Origin of the sequence: Butyrivibrio hungatei NK4A153 (assembly GCF_000424465.1) — a bacterium.
In the GTDB taxonomy this organism is placed as follows: Bacteria; Bacillota; Clostridia; order Lachnospirales; family Lachnospiraceae; genus Butyrivibrio; species Butyrivibrio hungatei_A.
Genome location: NZ_AUJY01000008.1, coordinates 215,282 through 231,510, shown reverse-complemented (window position 1 = coordinate 231,510; position 16,229 = coordinate 215,282). Strand labels below are relative to the sequence as shown.

The following is a 16,229-nucleotide window of genomic DNA, read 5'->3' as shown; positions in this document are numbered from 1 at the left end:
TTGTCAAACGGCGAATTGAGAGCGGGGGTTATTGCAAATTGATTTCTGCGATTTCTCCGCTTGAACGGCGCAGTCTTTTCGCTAACAGCATGATTCTGACGGTGTAGCGGCACGCTATTCGCGGGTTTATTTCAGCATAGGAAAAATCCTTTATTGAAATAAGGCTGCGGAAACCACAGCCTTGCTCATTGAAAATTTAATACCTTATCCGAGATTCTGATTGTTTACAGCAGCAAGGATTATATCAGTATCAATACTTTTTTTATCCTGCTGGGAACCGATTACAAGAGCATCGCTCATAAGATTATCGATCAGCCTTGGATTTCCATGTGTATGGCTTGCCACGGCGCGGAGTGCCGATTCGTCGATTATTGCTTTAGAGCTTCCGGCGCAGTTCAACTTGTGAACGACATAACTCATTACTTCATCATCTGTAAGCCCTTGATAATTATAGTGTATAGTTATCCTTTGACGGAGAGCTTCGTGGATCTGCTTGCGGAGTATGTCATTTAAATGAGATTCTCCACAAAGGATGAGTGTGAAGCAGTTGACGGAATCGTAGCCGTAATTCATCAGCATCTTGATGTCATTAAAGATTCCGTTTGAAAGATACTGCGCTTCATCTATGGCAAGAAGGAGCGGTTGCCGTTTTTCGTGGTACAGATAGTAGATCTGTTCTTGGATGGCTTTAAACATGGCGGTTTTGCCACCTTTTTCACTAACACCCAGGATTATACAGAGCTGTTTATAAAAGTCGGCAACGCTGATTGTTGAAAGACAGATGTATTCCATATGGTGAAGATTTGGATTGAGGCTTTTTGCAAAACAACGCAGGCAGTAAGATTTTCCCATCCCTGGGCTTGCGGTAAAAAGCCCGATTCCACGGACATCTTTTAAGACATTGAGTCTTGACGTCATTTCATCGAAATCCTTTGAACGAAAACAGTCTTTTTCAGAAATCTGTTGTTTGTCAAAAGGGTTGAATGCAAGTGAATAATAGTCATTATACATTGGAATCTCCTAACTTCGAATAATCAATGGTGGGACCATTGTTGCGTTTTGTATGACAGTTCTCAACTTTGTTCGTAGGACGTATCGGATAATGCTCTTTTTCGAAAAGGATGAACGCAGAATCCATTTCTCCCGGACGAAAACGTATCTCGACTTTCATGTCAATGAACTGCATTGGGACGTCATAGGATACTTTTCCGAAGGAAACAGTTGCATCTTTTCGCACCTTACGAATGATACGGTTTAAGAAGCATTCATCAAGCCATTCGCGGGACTTGGGGGACTGAACATTTTTTACTGAAGCCTGATACCTTTCAAAAGGAGTACAGTTTATGCCTGTATGGAGTGTTGTATTGTAGCTGCGAATATATTCAGCAAAAAGTGTATTGAACTCCTCAAGGGATGAAATGGAATCCATATCGAGTCCATAGAGCCAACGCTCTTTGGTGGTTCTCCAAAATCTTTCTATTTTGGCTTTGCTTGCACCGTCGCGAACTTTTGTATGAAGGAGAACGGTACCGATAGAGCCACAGATTAGAGAAAGCTGGTCGTTCGAATAAGGGCCGCCGTTATCGGTGTAAAGCTTAGCAGGAATTCCGTATGTTGCGACAGCATTCTTGAATACAGACTGGAAGTTTGCGGCAGAGTCATTGTAAAAGAGTTTTCCGCCGACTATAAGTCTTGAATGATCGTCAATGATACATATGGCATAGACACGATGTGATTTTCCGTCCTCTGTTATGTAAGGGAAGTAGCAGGTATCTGTTTGCCACATCTTCCCGAATGAGTCTTCCTCAAAAGCTTTGCGGTCTCGAATATTTGGGTTGCGGGCAGATTTTAGATCATTGTTCTTGATAAAGCGTTGTACAGAGCAGACGTTTACAGTTGCAGGAATGAATCCGTTCTGTATGAGCTGCGCATGAATCTGAGTAGCGTTTAGCCGGGGGAAGTCTTGTTTGAGACGAAAAATCTCTTCTATTGCAGTGTCTGTGAGTACACGGGTGCATCCTTTATCGCAACGTTCAGATGGCAACAGAGCATCGTAGCCATAACGCTGGTAGTTTGATACCCACTTTTCGAGGGTTTTATATTTGATTTCTTTTACGGTGCCATCCGGAAAAGTGAGCGGCTTTTCCGTTACTCTTTTGTAATAAGCTGTTCTTGAGGCGTCAGGAAACAGACCCTGGATCACCGGGGCAATCAGAGCGAAACGGAATTGAGCAATCTCAGTTGCAGTTGATAGTTTTTTTGTATCGTTCATAATTCTTTACCTCCTATGGTTGCATCATAGATGAGGCAAGAGGGGATTACCATTCCCGTGTCGTGTGATTACGGGCAATTGAAATCCGGAGGAGATTTGCTCCGCGGCAAGTGCGTTGGATTTTTGTGTGATTGCAAAAAAGACATGCCTGTTTTCTGCAAAAAAGACAATGCATGGGAGGAGTATGGAGCAAGAAAGGCGAGCTCCACCAATGAAGCAAAGAAGGTCTGCTCTAAAGTTTTTAAAAGCCCTTGCCATTCAAGCCGATGTTTTTTATAGAGATCTTTCCAGCGATAGAGTGTTGATGGAGAAATCCCAAAGCGATCACAGAGATTTGAAACGGTATAACGCTTCATGGCGTATTCTGTGAGAACACGGAGGATGAAGAAAAGACTATAAGAATCATATGGGATTATAGGATCTGGAAGAATGGCATGCGTACAGCCACAGGAACACTTTACACGTACAATCTCAATCGTAGATGAGACGGGCTTGCCCTTTATAAAGTCCACAACATAACGATTATACTTGGCAAAGCTATTGCAATCGCCGGTACGCCCGCATGAAGGACACTTTGTTTTCTTTGGCTTGAACGATGTCATAAAAGAATCAAACAGAGTTTTTGTTGAATTTTTTTGTCGGATAAGGTTGCATTTTAATTGATTCTCTCGTATCATAACAAGGCGATTCTTAAGATGACTGTTTATGCACAGGCAACCATTAATTAGGACTTAGATCCTGCACAGGACCTGTTTACAGCGCTTAAGTTTGGTTATGAGGGAGAACGGATCTTTGGTCGGATGGGTTCTTCCTCTTTTTATTTAGTCAATAAACAACAGGAAAAACTATACAGTATTAAGACTACAGATACAAGAAAAAAGCGTGCCGTAAAAAACAGCACGATAGTGATAGATAAGAAACAAAAAAAACGATTTTAATATGCGTTGGAATTGCGGGCGGATGGAAAGTTAATTTGCCGCGTGACAGTCCTATCTGCTCTCATTACACCGTAGGGTCATATTTCTCCTTTGCAGACCTGATATTCTGTGCTTATTTCCGGCACATAGCATGGTCCTATTTGTACTCACAACACTATAGGGTCATATCACCTCCATGCCAGCCACAATTATCCATGCTTCTTCATGCTCAGCACATAGTCCTGCATGCAATTATTTCGCAAGTAGTTTACCAAATTATCATCGTGCCAGTACACTAGTGTGATGTCTTGCTGACTTTTGATCAATTGCGAAGTGAAATGATTTATGTACAAGGCAGAGGATTAAGTCGATGCGGGCATCGACGATTGACGACAACGCAGTACATGGATTATTTCACAAGTAATTTATCAAATTGTCAACAAGACATCACACTAGCCCTGTTCAAACAAAAGTTCCCAAATAAAACTCATCTGCAAAGCATTCTCAAATACATCCCAAATACACTGCTAAATTCTCAGTGAAAATCCTTATCCGAACGGATAACTCAAGATACAGGCGCCGGAACCGGCGACCGAATAATATACATAACAACATAAAAGCAGAAATTATTCTATCACAAAGCAAACTCTGCCACAAGTCCGCCTCACTTCTTTGCGTAAATCAGGTGCACAGCTCCGCGCCAACACGCTATTTTACACATCTGATGCTTTCTCACTACAGCATTCTGCGAATCCGCATCTGGCGTTTTCTCACTACAGCATTCTGCGAATCCGCATCCGGCGCTTTCTCATTACAACATTCTGCGAATCCGCATCTGGCGTTTTCTCACAACAGTATTCTACGAATCCGCATCCGGTGTTTTCTCACAACAGTATTCTGCGAATCCGCACCCAACTTACTCCACCACTTTATGAATCCACTTCTTGCTCGCAAACCTTATCGTGAATATGATTGCTCTTATTCCCCAATCACAGAACATACCAATCCAAACACCCATAGCGCCGATATGCGCAACGCGAATGAGATAAGTTGCAAGTGAAACTCTGCAAAGCCACATGGTAAGTGTTGATACGATCATCGAAAATCTAACATCTCCTGCAGCACGCATACCATAAGCAGTCACAAATGAAGGAGCCCAAAAAAGAGGCTTAATGATCGTAATCCAACCCATCATATAGATACACTGTCTCGCACTCTCAGAAGGCATTCCTGCGAGCACTGTTACCGGCCTCGCAATCGCATATGCAATGAGGCAACTCGTAAGCACCGCTATATATCCCCATTTGATCATCTTCTTGGTATAAAAAACAGCTTCATCCTTCTTGCCTGCGCCAAGGCACTGCCCAACAATAGTCATAAGGCCGATTCCGACTCCGACACCTGCCACACCGTTTACATTCTCCAAAATAACAGTCATAGACTGCGCCGCAATGGTTATTGTCCCGAGCGTTGAAACAGACGACTGAATCGCAAGTCTTCCGAACTGGAACATGGAATTCTCGATTCCGTTCGGCACACCCATAGCAAGAATCTTCTTAATGCTATGCTTATGCGGACGAATCTTCATATAATCTCTCACAGATATCTCGTTCTTCTTGCTTCTGAGAAGCACCAGCAGCACAACAGCGTTAAACATCCTTGAAACAAGCGTAGATGTCGCCGCACCCGCAACGCCCATCCTGAAAACATAGATAAGCACGGCGTTTCCCACAACATTAAGCATATTTGAAATAATAGCAATCTTCATAGGAAGCCCCGTATTTGCCTGCGCCCTGAAAATCGCGCTGGCCGCCGCTGCAAGCGATACGAACGGGTATGATATTATGGTCAAAAGAAAATAAATCTGCGAAGCTCTCATTACATCAGCATCAACTTCACCAAATATAAGGCTTAAAAGGCTTGTCCTGAAAATCAGTCCCAGAATTGTCATAAAAAGAGATATCGAAAGCGAGACCAAAAGTACCTGTCTTGCAGAGTCATTGGCCTTCTTGAGATTTTTCTGACCTATGTAGTTTGAGCATATGATAACTCCGCCTGTTGCCATGGCATTGAATGCCTGAACAACAAGGAGATTTACAGCATCAACAAGCGACACTCCCGAAAGAGCCGCAGGCCCGACGGTACTTACCATCATGGAATCTGCCATGCCCATAAGAGAAGTGAGGAATTGTTCAGCTATAATAGGAATCAGCAACAGAAAGAGTTTCCTGTTGCTGAACATATGATTTGTCTCATTTATTTGTTTACTCATATCAATTTCCCATAAAAAACAGCGATATAACCACAGTATTTTTCGTGCAAGCACGAAAATACTGTGGTTACTCATTCCATATATCGCTCACATCCTCTCAGGCGCGTTGAAGCCTAAGAGGTCTATTCCTGTCTCTAATACTTTAAGTGTTATCGCAAGAAGAGCAATGTAGCTCTCTTTCTTGTACTCATCTGTCTCTGCAAGGATTCTTGTTCCGTGGTAGAAACTGTTGAATGCATTGCTGAGGTCGTAGATATATGCACAGATTCTGTTAGGAGCAAGATCTTTGGCTGCGCTCTCAACCGAATCGGCAAATCTTGTAAGAAGAAGCATAAGGCTCTTCATAGCATCGCTGTCGGGATTGCCAAGCTTTGCATCCTTTACGTTTCCGCCTGCTTCCTCGAACTTCTTGAGGATAGACTTGATACGTACCATTGTATAAAGGATGTACGGACCTGTATCTCCCTCGAAAGAAGTGAATTTATCAATATCGAATATATAATCTTTTGAAGGCTGGTTTGAGAGGTCTCCGTACTTAATGGCAGATACGGCAACCTTGTGCGCTGTATCTTTTGCCTCCTCGTCAGAAATCTCAGGATTACCTTCCTTGATTCTTGCAAACATCTTCTCATCGATCTCAGAAATGAGATTCTCAAGACGCATTACGCCGCCCTCTCTTGTCTTGAAAGGCTTGCCGTCAGCGCCGTTCATTGTTCCGAAACCTACAAAATGAAGCTCTGTCTCAGGCATAACGAGCTTTGTCTTTCTTGCACAACGGAATACCTGTGTGAAATAAAGCTCCTGCCTCTTGTCAACAACATAGATGATTCCCTGAGGATGAACCTCGTCCATACGCTGTCTGATAGTCGCAAGATCTGTTGTGTTGTACAAAGAAGCTCCGTCAGACTTAAGAATCATGCAAGGCGGAATCTCTTTTGTATCAGTCTCCTCTGCAACGTCAACTACTAGCGCGCCCTGGCTCTCATGCGCATATCCCTTGCTCTTCATATACTCAACCATGTCAGGGATTGCTACATGCGCGTCAGACTCGCCCTTCCAGAGGTCAAAAGATACTCCGAGCTTGTTATAGTTCTTCTTAAGATCTTCTACAGACACATTCAAAATGTGATGCCAAAGAGCTCTGTAAGGCTTGTATCCGTCCTGCAAAAGCTTGGTTGCTTCCATAGCCTCAGCCTTAAATGCCTCGTCCTCCTTGGACTTCTTGCTTGCTGCAGGATAGATTTCCTCAAGCTCTGATACGGTAAAAGGCGCCTCCTTGGGATAAGAACCTGTATAATCGGGATCAAAGTAGCAAAGATCTGGCTTTCTCTCCTTGAGCCCCGTGATAACAAGTCCCATCTGAAGTCCCCAGTCGCCGAGATGAACGTCACCGATAATCTTGTTTCCTGTGTATCTCAAGATTCTCTTGATACTCTCTCCGATAACGGCAGAACGAAGATGCCCCACGTGAAGGGGCTTTGCAACGTTAGGTCCGCCGTAATCGATGATATATGAAGGCTCATGACCGGGCATTGTAACACCCATGTGCTTCTCATGAAGCATCTTTACGATGTAACCTCTTGCAAAATCACCGCTCACGATGATATTGAGAAATCCCGGCTTAACCGACTCAACTTTCTCAAACATCTCGTTGCCTGCAAGATTTGCGGCAACATCATCAGCGATCATAAACGGAGCCTTGCCGTACTTCTTGGCACCCGCCATTGCACCGTTACACTGATACTCGCACAGATCGGGTCTGTTTGAAATGGTAACCCTTCCGAGCTCCCTGTCATATCCTGCCTTCTCAAACGCATCTCCGACTTCCTTTGATATAATCTCTAATACTTTATCCAAATCAAAACCTTCTTTCTAAAAGCTTTTTATTTCCGTAAAAAGAAACACCGATTCGGTATTTCTTTAGATTACCAACTACACGATTTTATCAAAATCTACTATCTATGGCAACGTCAAATGCCACGCGCCGCTATGCCGCACATTATCAAGATCAGCCACAAACCACTCATTCCGCCGCTTTATTCCGATCGGCCCAAAGCCATCAATCAGCCGCCTCGGTCTTCTGCCTTTCTCTTTCCGCCTTTGAAAACCCGCATCCGCAGTAGTCCTGCCTGTACAGCCCGAATTTCTGCGACAACTCTATAGACCTCTTATAGCCTTCCTTCTTCTTGAAATCAGATGGCAAAAAAACTACCTTCCCGCCGTTCCAAACTGCTCTGTCGCCATGAGTTTCGCCGCCGGCATCCAAAGACTCCATCTCTCCGGCTTCAATCTTCTCATTCACAAACTCCGCAGCCTGTGCCCCGACTTCATTCAAGACATCCGCATTCTTCAAAGGACTGATTGTAAGCGTCGTTGTAAAATACTTAAATTCCTCTTTTGCCGCAATCTCAGCAGTCTTTCTAAGCCGCAGTTCAAAGCATTTTCTGCACCTTTCTCCGCCCTCGGGAACATCCTCAAGCCCGCGCACGGCATCAAGATACTCCTTCACGTCATACTCACCCTCAATGATACCTATCTTCCTCGCGCGCTCATCCGAGTGCATCCCGGCAAAATCCTGCGCATCAACCTGCCTGTTGTACTCATCTATAAGCCTCTTCTCCTCGGCAACCCTCTTGTAATACTCCGCACTCTCAGTAATATTTGGATTGTAAAAAAATACCGTCACGTCGAAATATTCCCGAAGATACTCAAGACAGTGCGAAGAACAGGGTGCACAGCACGCATGCAAAAGAAGCTTTGGCACCTCGCCGTTTTTCTGAAACTCCTGTATTCTCTTTTCCAGTTCCTTAGAATAGTTAACCTTGTTCACTTCTATATTTCTTTCTAAAAAGTGCTTTTTATTATATTCCTTTTAATCCGCAAAGCCTATCGCAGAAATAATCTCATCCGCAACTTCCGCAGGTGTCTTTCCATCCGTATCAACAATGATATCCGCCGCCTCTTCGTAGATCTTTCCACGCTTATCCTGGAGCTCTTTTATCCTTGCAAGAGGATCTTCGCTCTTTAATAAAGGCCTTGTGTCGTCGCCCTTAAGCCTATCATACACAGTCTCGGGCGCCGTCCTTAAATACACGACCTTGCCAACCTTCTTAAGAAGTTCCCTGTTCTTCTCTCTGACAGGAAGCCCGCCGCCAAGCGAAATAACAGTTTCTCTCATATGATCCGAAACCATCATTTCCACAAGTCCGGTCTCCATATCCCTGAAAGCTTCCTCGCCGTCCTGCTCAAAAATATCGGAAATCTTCCTGCCCTCAGCCTCTTCAATTGCTTCATCGGTATCTATCAGTTCAAGATCAAGCTTATCGGAAAGAATCTCAGAAACCGTGCTCTTCCCGCTTCCCATAAAGCCCTCAAGGATTATGTTGGTCGCGCCCAGAACCTCCATCATAAGCGACTTATATATGATGTCAGCCTCTTCTTTACTTATCTTAACGCCCTCTTCCTCAAACCACAGCTCAAATGCATCGATTCCCTGATACAGAAGCATCTTAAGTCCGGAAAAGACCTTTCCACCGGCATCCTTAACCATCTTCATAAACTTAGTCTCAAGCGGCTTGTACACTACATCTATCGCCGCGTACACATGCTTATAGAACTCTGCGTCCTCGATCGGCGCACTGTTCACATCGGGGAAAAGACCTACTGACGTGCACTGGACAACAAAGAATCTCTTTTCTTTCTCCAAAAGCTCTTTATAATCTTCAAGCGGCATGGGAATTATTTTTTCACCAAGGCTCTCATCAAGCGCGCTGTTAACTTCTTTTGCCACAGCTTCAGCCTTTTCATATGTTCTGTTAAGAACGTACACCTTCTCTGCACCTTTGCTTGCACAAAGATATGCAACAGGCCTTGCAACTCCGCCGGCGCCGAGTATAACAACACATTCCCCGTCAAGCACTATGCCCTCATCCTGCATGGCATGGTAAAGCCCCGACATATCGGTGTTGTAGCCTTTAAATCCACCTTCCGTTCTCACAAGCGTATTAACCGCACCGATTCCCTCCGCAAGCGGATCAACCTCAACAAGATGGTCGATAACATCACTCTTATACGGAACCGTAACGTTAAGTCCCTTTATTCCGAGAGCATTTGCACCCCTGACAGCGTTCTTCACGCCGCCCTTCGGCACCTCAAACGGAACATAAACAAGGTTAATTCCCTTCATCGCTGCGATTGAATTATGAATAAGAGGAGACAATGTATGTCTCACGGGATTCCCTATCAGTCCGCATGTCAATGTATTTCCATCAGTATGATTCATATTCTGTCACCTCTTCTGTTCATTTATATTCACGGTCATTTTTGTCTTATGCTAAATTGTACCTTCTATTCTCTAATAAAGCAATTCTCTGAGCCCATGGCAAATTGCTTTTTATCATGTAAAAAAATTTTGCTTCAAGCATAAAGAAAAAGAGACGCGATCACAGCGTCCCTTTCGCACTTTTCTATATTTGACTTTCCCAAAGTTTAATTCTTCTTTATTACAAGTCCATCCTCGGTACTGGCAATGATACTGCTCTTATTTCCCGAAAGATCGTCTCCCACAAAATACTGATACTCGCGAAGAATCTGATCTTTCTGCATTCCGGAAATAGCCTGCATCATGTCATTTGATATAAGGCCATCCATTCCCAAAAGATTTCCCGAAGCATCGTCATAGATTCCAAAAGAAATCGCAACATTATCAATAGAAGCATTTCCCCTCTGCACATGATCGCTCGAAAGCTCCTCTTCTGCATTACCCTGTGCACCGGTCTCAGCTTTATCAAGGAACTCGGTATTATCTTTTGCGTCATTACCCACAGTTGTCGGATATTTGTAAGCACTGCTTCCACCATACCTGCTAACTCTGCTAATCGCCATAACACCAAGCCTCCTTTCCTTGCCACATCTGCTACTGTGAAAAACGTAATCGTTTAAGGTAACACACTGTCGCCCTTTTAAAATATATATCGGAAGAAAAGCCCATAAATTAAGCGTTAATTATAAAAAAATTATGAAATCTCGCATAAAATATTACTTTCATAAAGTTACCCTAAGTCAAAAATGCTTTTTGCCTCACTTTCTGATGCCCGCCGCCTTCAATAGCCGCTCGGTATACTCAGCCTGAGGATGCCTGTACACCTCATCCGTCTTACCATGCTCAATTATCCTGCCGTCCTTCATGATCATCACGTGATCACTGATCTGGTAGACCACCCTAAGGTCATGAGATATGAAAATTATGGATATCCCGAGCTTTTTGTGAAGCGACCTGAGCAGTTCCATAATCTGCGACTGAATCGTCACATCAAGTGCAGAAACAGGCTCATCAGCGATAAGCAGTTTCGGATATCTCATAAGTGCAATACCTATGCACACTCTCTGCCTCTGTCCTCCGGAAAGCTGTGAAGGATATCTGTCCAGCATCTCAACAGGAAGCTCAACATCCTTCATCACCTCTTTTACCCGCTCAAGGCGCTCTTCCTTCGTCCACTTCCGCTTCTTATCAACCTTAAGCGGTTCCTCCATAAGCCAGCCAACTTTCTTGGAAGGATTCAGCGAACTGTACGGATCCTGGAACACCATCTGCGGCCCCTCGTACTTCTGCATAAGCTCGCCCGTGTAGTCCTTATTGATCCCGACTATCGTCCTTGCAAGCGTCGACTTTCCGCATCCGGACTCGCCTGCGATCGCAAGCACTTCACCCTCTTCCATCTCGAAAGTCACATCGTGAAGAATCTGTATTTTTTTATTTTTGGAAAAGAGCTTTCTCTTTCTGTTCTTATAAAAAACATTAAGATTAGCGGCTCTTAAAACCTTATCCTCACTCATAATCAGTTTCCTATGTCAATCTTTGGGATAGCCGCGATCAGCTTTTTGGTATAAAGATCCTGCGGAGTCCCAAACACCCTCGCAGTATCGCCGCTCTCAACAATATTTCCCTTCTGCATCACGATAACCCTCTCGCAGAGCTGACTTACAAGGCTAAGATCATGGGAAATAAAGATGATCGACGTTCCGCGCTCCTTGTTAATCTTTTTAAGAAGCTCGACTATCTGCGCCTGAACAGTCACATCAAGTGCCGTCGTTGGCTCATCAGCGATAAGTATCTTGGGATTTCCTATCATCGCGGCCGCAATCATAACCCTCTGCCTCATTCCGCCCGAAAGTTCATGCGGATACATGTGATAAATATTCTCCGCATCACTTAAGCCAACAGCCTTCAGCATCTCTATCGCCATTTCTTTGCGATTCTTTTTATCGATATCGGGATGATGGATGAAAAGAGACTCCTCAACCTGCCACCCGATTCTTTTAACCGGATTAAGACTCGTCATCGGCTCCTGGAAGATCATCGAGATCTCATCTCCCTGATACGACCTCAAAGTCTTTCTGTCGCAGGTAAGAAGATCGTCCCCGTTAAACATGATCCTTCCCGTCTTGGTGATCGAATGCCTGCTTAAGAGCCCCGCTATCGCAAGCGCGCTCATGCTCTTTCCCGAGCCGGACTCTCCGACAATACCGACAATCTCGCCCTCTTCAAGCATCAGGTCAAAATCTTCCACCGCGACCTCGGGAAACCCGTGATCGTGAAACTCTATATGAAGATCAGTTACGTCAAGTATCACTCCCATCTTCTGATTCCCTCACCCAAAAACGAAAAGCCCAAAACCATCAAAACAATCACAAGTCCGGGACAAAGACAATAACTTGGAGTCGTAAACATGTACTGCTGCGCATCCGAAAGCATCTTTCCAAGGCTTGCATACGGTGGCTGGGAACCGACGCCCAGATAGCTAAGTCCCGCTTCCGCTAGCACCGCGTTGTTAAATCCGATAAGTATCGACGAAGCCAGAACTCCCTTTATATTGGGCAAAATATGTACGAATATCATCCTGACATCAGATACACCCTGGAGTTTGGCACTTTCCACATAATCCGTATTGCGGCAACGAAGCACTTCTCCCCTTACGATCCTTGCAAAGCTCGGAATAAATGCTATTCCGAGTGAAAGAAGAAGCTGCATCCATCCCGTTCCGAAAACACTGACAATCACAAGAGCCAGCAAAATGCTCGGAAACGCAAACATCGCATCAATAACTCTCATCGTGATCTCATCAAAGAGCCCGCCGAAGTAACCCGTAAGCGCTCCGATGAGTGTTCCCGCAAACGCACCGATAAACACGGTTCCAAGAGCGATCAGAAACGTAACCCTGCTTCCGTACATAACTCTGCTGAGCACATCTCTTCCCATGTTATCGGTTCCCATAATATGTTTAAAAGAAATCCCCTGAAGCTTTTCTGCCGCACTCATCTTGGTCGGTTCATACGGCATCCAGAAAAGTCCCACTACTATCATCAAAAGGATAATTCCGGTAATAATGACACCCGCGCACATATAGGGATCTTTTTTTATTTTCTTAAAATCTTCCGTAAATTTATCTCTCATTCTTCAATCCCTATTCTCGGGTCAACAATTCTATAAATAATGTCCACCAAAAGATTGGTGACAATAACTATCATCGCAATTCCCATGATTATGGCTTCAACCACAGGGTAATCTCTGTTGCTTATGCTCGTAAGAAGGATTCTACTTATTCCCGGAATTCCAAAAACCTGCTCTATTACAATACTTCCCGCAACCATATCGGCAAGAAGCATGCCAAGGAAGGTTATGACCGGAATAAGCGCATTCTTAAGAACATGTCTGTAAAGAACGCCGTTCGTGTTATTTCCTCTACTGTAAGCGGTTCTCGTGTAATCTTTTTTCGCCTCGTCAATGACGCTTCCCCTGAGCATCTTGACCGTCATAGCGATCTTAGGAAGAGCAACAGCGATTGAAGGAAAGATCAGATATCCCACAAATCCCGCAAAATTATCCGTGTACGAAACAAATCCGCCCGGAGTAAAGAGTTTAAATACCATTCCAAAAATAAAAGTTATAAGTATTCCCGAAAAGAAAGGCGGAACGGCCATGATTATCTGATTTATAACCGTAACTACGCGGTCCAGCACTCCCCCCTCGTGTTTGGCCGTGATGATTCCCATCGGAATCGAAACCACAATTGTAAGTAAAAAGGACATGATCGCCATAGTCAGCGTAATCGGTATCTTATTTAAGATCATTCCCGCAACAGGAACGCTGTAGTTGTAGCTTTTCCCCATATCACCGTGTAAAAAAGCTGCAAACCATCTGAAGTACCTGACTATAACAGGATCGTTTAATCCCATCTGCTCTCTTGTCTGAGCGATGAGTTCGGGAGAAGCCTCCGTTCCCAGCTTTTTGAGCGCGGGATCTCCCGGAATTATACTAAAAGCGAGGAATACACACAGTGAAACAACCACTAAAGTAATTATCATAGAAATGACTTTTTTAATGATATATTTCATGTGCATATTCCTCGCAAGCTCTTAAAAATGACTTATTCAGCCGGTCTTATCTTTGCAATGTCCTGCAAATAAATAGGATAAAAGACATATCCCGTAAATTTCTTATTGAGTGCTACATACTCAGGAAGATCCTGAATGTAGACATTCGCTGCATCTTTTGACAAGATACGCTCACACTCTTTGTAATACTCGGTCTTCTGTGCATCATCGGCTGTTTCTGTAGCCTTGTGAAGCGCCTCGTCGAAGTCCTTGTTGCTGTAATTAAATGTATTCTTGCTTGAAGTCGACTCATATCTTGCAAGAAGCGCTCCCGCCGATACTGTGGAAGCATCAAATCCTACAACCGTCGACTCATATTTTTTGTCCGTATAAACATCGCTGAGCCATGTGTTCCACTCAACTTCCTGAATGTTCGCCGTAACTCCGACAGCCTTAAACTCCTCAACAAGAACCTGCGCCGTATCAACGTGCTGCTTGTAATTGGAGGGAACGGTTATCGTAAACTCAAATCCGTTCGGATATCCCGCCTCAGCCAAAAGAGCCTTAGCTTTCTCAGGATCATGGTTGTAAGTATCATTGAGCTCAGGCAAAAAATATTTCGTAAATGCAGGGTACATCGCACTTCCAATCTCAGTACCCGCTCCGTCGGAAACAAAATCCATTATCTCCTGAGGATCGATCGCATAGCAAAGCGCCTGACGAACTCTCACATCATCAAACGGCTTAACTGCGTTATTAAGATAGAGAGCCTGAACCAGATTCATGGTTCCTTCGTAGATCTCGAACTTGTCGGAGAGCTGAGCTACCTGTGCTGAAGGGATTCTTGCGTACATATCTATCGAACCGCCCTCAAGGTCAAGCACGATCGCATCTGAATTTGCCTCGATCTTAAAAACTACATCCTTAATAAAAGCTTTTTCGCCCCAGTAATCATCAAATCTTGTAACAACAAGACTCTCCTGTGGCGCGTTTGAAACGTACTTATAAGGTCCCGTACCTATAGGGTTTGTCTCGGGATTTGCATTGGCTTTAGGGATTATCGCCACAGTAAACTGCGGAAGAAGCTCCGAATCAGCCTTATTAAGTACTACCTCAACATGCTTGTCATCAACAATATTTACACTTTCAATTTCTGAAAAAGAAGAAATAAGCGGTTCGCTACCGTCAACTCCCGCGTTACGTTCCAAAGAATACTTGACATCCTCCGCTGTAACATCGGTTCCGTCGTGGAACTTTACTCCGTCTCTGAGTGTAAAGGTGTAAACCTTGTTGTCCTCTGATATTGTGTACTCACTTGCTACAGCAGGGTTAAGATTACCGTTCTCATCGGGCTTAACGAGTCCTTCAAACACGTTAAACATTACCTCTTTCGTACCTGCCCCTGTCATGTGGTGGGGGTCAAGACTGTCTATGTCCTGAGGTATTCCTACGATAAGTTTGGAAGTATCTCCCGCATTTGCCTGCTCAGAAGTTGCAGATGAATCTGCGCCTGAGTTCTTTGCGGAATCCCCTGCCTTGTCGCTTGAGCAACCGCTCAATGCAACAGTCAGTGTCGTTAACACAACAGTCAGAAGTGCGCAGATTTTTTTTCTGCCATGCCTTCTTGTGATCATGTTAAAATCATCCTTCCTGAATTTATTTTCCTAAGATACATTATAGCCTTGACAAAAAAATGTCAAGGCTATAGTTTACTCTTTTTTAAGGAGCGGTGTGCTCTTATCGGTTGAGTCGGTTATAATACCGTCAGCTTCTTTCTTAAGAACTGACTTAAGCTCATCCATAAAAGTATTAACATCTTTAAATTCACGGTATACAGAGGCGAATCTTACATAAGCTACGGGATCGAGATTTTTCATCTTGTCCATAACTATCTCACCAATAGCTCTGCTCGGTATTTCCTTCTGTTCCATATTAAAAACTTCCGTCTCAACGGCGTCAACCATCTTGGTTATCTGTTCTGCGCTTACAGGTCTCTTATGGCAAGCTCTGAAAACACCAGCTTCAATCTTTGCTCTGTCATAAGGTTCCCTGATGTCACCCTTTTTTATGACGATAAGAGGAATCGTCTCGACCTTTTCATAGGTCGTAAATCGCTTCCCACATGAATCACAGACACGTCTCCTTCTGATCGAAGTATTTTCATCGGCGGGTCTTGAATCAATTACCCTCGTATCATCTTTTCCGCAGAATGGGCACTTCATAAAGAATCCTCCATTATGTCCACAATATATTGACTATACATAATCCATTTCCACAAATTATTGTATCATCATTTTTCGTATTTTTCCACACAATTTATAATTAACTCTGTGACGCGAGGTAAAATGCGGCATTGCGGACAACATAGAGTCTCAGATCCCGATATAAAGCGGCC

The 16,229-nt window shown here is 44.0% G+C and carries 14 protein-coding genes; all 14 read right to left on the bottom strand.

All coding sequences use genetic code 11. From position 1 onward, the window contains the following. Nucleotides 1-204: 204 nt before the first annotated feature. The 14 genes from G628_RS0106785 to nrdR all read right to left on the bottom strand — a co-directional run bounded on the left by G628_RS0106785 (nt 205) and on the right by nrdR (nt 16,056). Nucleotides 205-1,011, bottom strand: coding sequence for an ExeA family protein (locus G628_RS0106785; RefSeq protein WP_027208793.1), 807 nt, complete (start codon nt 1,009-1,011; stop codon nt 205-207). Beyond that, nucleotides 1,004-2,272, bottom strand: a complete 1,269-nt coding sequence (locus G628_RS0106780; protein WP_242827193.1) for a DDE-type integrase/transposase/recombinase — start codon at nt 2,270-2,272, stop codon at nt 1,004-1,006. The genes G628_RS0106785 and G628_RS0106780 overlap by 8 nt, the downstream gene beginning before the upstream one ends. Before the next feature lie 68 nt (nt 2,273-2,340). Further along, nucleotides 2,341-2,874 (bottom strand): DUF6431 domain-containing protein, encoded by a 534-nt coding sequence (locus G628_RS18470; protein WP_196803722.1) that lies wholly within the window; start codon nt 2,872-2,874, stop codon nt 2,341-2,343. A 1,231-nt stretch (nt 2,875-4,105) separates the two neighbouring features. Beyond that, on the bottom strand, nt 4,106-5,461 hold the full coding sequence (locus G628_RS0106770; protein WP_034461911.1) for an MATE family efflux transporter: 1,356 nt from the start codon (nt 5,459-5,461) through the stop codon (nt 4,106-4,108). A gap of 87 nt (nt 5,462-5,548) precedes the next feature. Then, a complete protein-coding gene (argS, locus tag G628_RS0106765; protein WP_027208790.1) occupies nt 5,549-7,318 on the bottom strand; it encodes an arginine--tRNA ligase in 1,770 nt (589 codons plus the stop codon). 202 nt (nt 7,319-7,520) lie between these two features. Beyond that, complete coding sequence (locus G628_RS0106760; protein ID WP_027208789.1) at nt 7,521-8,291, bottom strand: epoxyqueuosine reductase QueH; 771 nt, start codon at nt 8,289-8,291, stop codon at nt 7,521-7,523. A gap of 42 nt (nt 8,292-8,333) precedes the next feature. Continuing rightward, nucleotides 8,334-9,743 carry a shikimate dehydrogenase gene (gene aroE, locus G628_RS19155; protein WP_027208788.1) on the bottom strand — a complete coding sequence of 470 codons (1,410 nt, stop codon included), beginning with the start codon at nt 9,741-9,743 and terminating at the stop codon, nt 8,334-8,336. A gap of 206 nt (nt 9,744-9,949) precedes the next feature. Continuing rightward, complete coding sequence (locus G628_RS0106750) at nt 9,950-10,345, bottom strand: hypothetical protein (RefSeq protein ID WP_027208787.1); 396 nt, start codon at nt 10,343-10,345, stop codon at nt 9,950-9,952. 195 nt (nt 10,346-10,540) lie between these two features. Continuing rightward, on the bottom strand, nt 10,541-11,296 hold the full coding sequence (locus G628_RS0106745) for an ABC transporter ATP-binding protein (RefSeq protein ID WP_034461910.1): 756 nt from the start codon (nt 11,294-11,296) through the stop codon (nt 10,541-10,543). 2 nt (nt 11,297-11,298) lie between these two features. After that, the gene (locus G628_RS16675; RefSeq protein ID WP_051199063.1) at nt 11,299-12,099 is read right to left on the bottom strand and encodes an ABC transporter ATP-binding protein; all 801 of its coding nucleotides are present in this window, start codon (nt 12,097-12,099) and stop codon (nt 11,299-11,301) included. Next, nucleotides 12,090-12,914 carry an ABC transporter permease gene (locus G628_RS0106735; protein WP_196803721.1) on the bottom strand — a complete coding sequence of 275 codons (825 nt, stop codon included), beginning with the start codon at nt 12,912-12,914 and terminating at the stop codon, nt 12,090-12,092. Before G628_RS0106735 ends, G628_RS16675 begins: the two co-directional genes overlap by 10 nt. Further along, on the bottom strand, nt 12,911-13,855 hold the full coding sequence (locus tag G628_RS0106730; RefSeq protein WP_026654319.1) for an ABC transporter permease: 945 nt from the start codon (nt 13,853-13,855) through the stop codon (nt 12,911-12,913). Before G628_RS0106730 ends, G628_RS0106735 begins: the two co-directional genes overlap by 4 nt. 32 nt (nt 13,856-13,887) lie before the next feature. Further along, nucleotides 13,888-15,468: an ABC transporter substrate-binding protein gene (locus G628_RS0106725; protein ID WP_027208786.1), complete on the bottom strand. Its 1,581-nt coding sequence runs from the start codon at nt 15,466-15,468 to the stop codon at nt 13,888-13,890. Between the two features lie 75 nt (nt 15,469-15,543). Further along, nucleotides 15,544-16,056, bottom strand: coding sequence for a transcriptional regulator NrdR (gene nrdR / locus G628_RS0106720; RefSeq protein WP_026654317.1), 513 nt, complete (start codon nt 16,054-16,056; stop codon nt 15,544-15,546). Nucleotides 16,057-16,229 lie beyond the last annotated feature (173 nt).

Bases quoted from the DNA above. Each gene is read 5' to 3' on its own strand.
- G628_RS0106745 (WP_034461910.1), bottom strand. From the start codon at position 11,296: ATGAGTGAGGATAAGGTTTTAAGAGCCGCTAATCTTAATGTTTTTTAT.
- G628_RS0106785 (WP_027208793.1), bottom strand. From the start codon at position 1,011: ATGTATAATGACTATTATTCACTTGCATTCAACCCTTTTGACAAACAA.
- G628_RS0106730 (WP_026654319.1), bottom strand. From the start codon at position 13,855: ATGAAATATATCATTAAAAAAGTCATTTCTATGATAATTACTTTAGTG.
- G628_RS0106780 (WP_242827193.1), bottom strand. From the start codon at position 2,272: ATGAACGATACAAAAAAACTATCAACTGCAACTGAGATTGCTCAATTC.
- G628_RS16675 (WP_051199063.1), bottom strand. From the start codon at position 12,099: ATGGGAGTGATACTTGACGTAACTGATCTTCATATAGAGTTTCACGAT.
- G628_RS0106725 (WP_027208786.1), bottom strand. From the start codon at position 15,468: ATGATCACAAGAAGGCATGGCAGAAAAAAAATCTGCGCACTTCTGACT.
- aroE (WP_027208788.1), bottom strand. From the start codon at position 9,743: ATGAATCATACTGATGGAAATACATTGACATGCGGACTGATAGGGAAT.
- G628_RS0106735 (WP_196803721.1), bottom strand. From the start codon at position 12,914: ATGAGAGATAAATTTACGGAAGATTTTAAGAAAATAAAAAAAGATCCC.
- nrdR (WP_026654317.1), bottom strand. From the start codon at position 16,056: ATGAAGTGCCCATTCTGCGGAAAAGATGATACGAGGGTAATTGATTCA.
- G628_RS0106750 (WP_027208787.1), bottom strand. From the start codon at position 10,345: ATGGCGATTAGCAGAGTTAGCAGGTATGGTGGAAGCAGTGCTTACAAA.
- G628_RS18470 (WP_196803722.1), bottom strand. From the start codon at position 2,874: ATGACATCGTTCAAGCCAAAGAAAACAAAGTGTCCTTCATGCGGGCGT.
- G628_RS0106770 (WP_034461911.1), bottom strand. From the start codon at position 5,461: ATGAGTAAACAAATAAATGAGACAAATCATATGTTCAGCAACAGGAAA.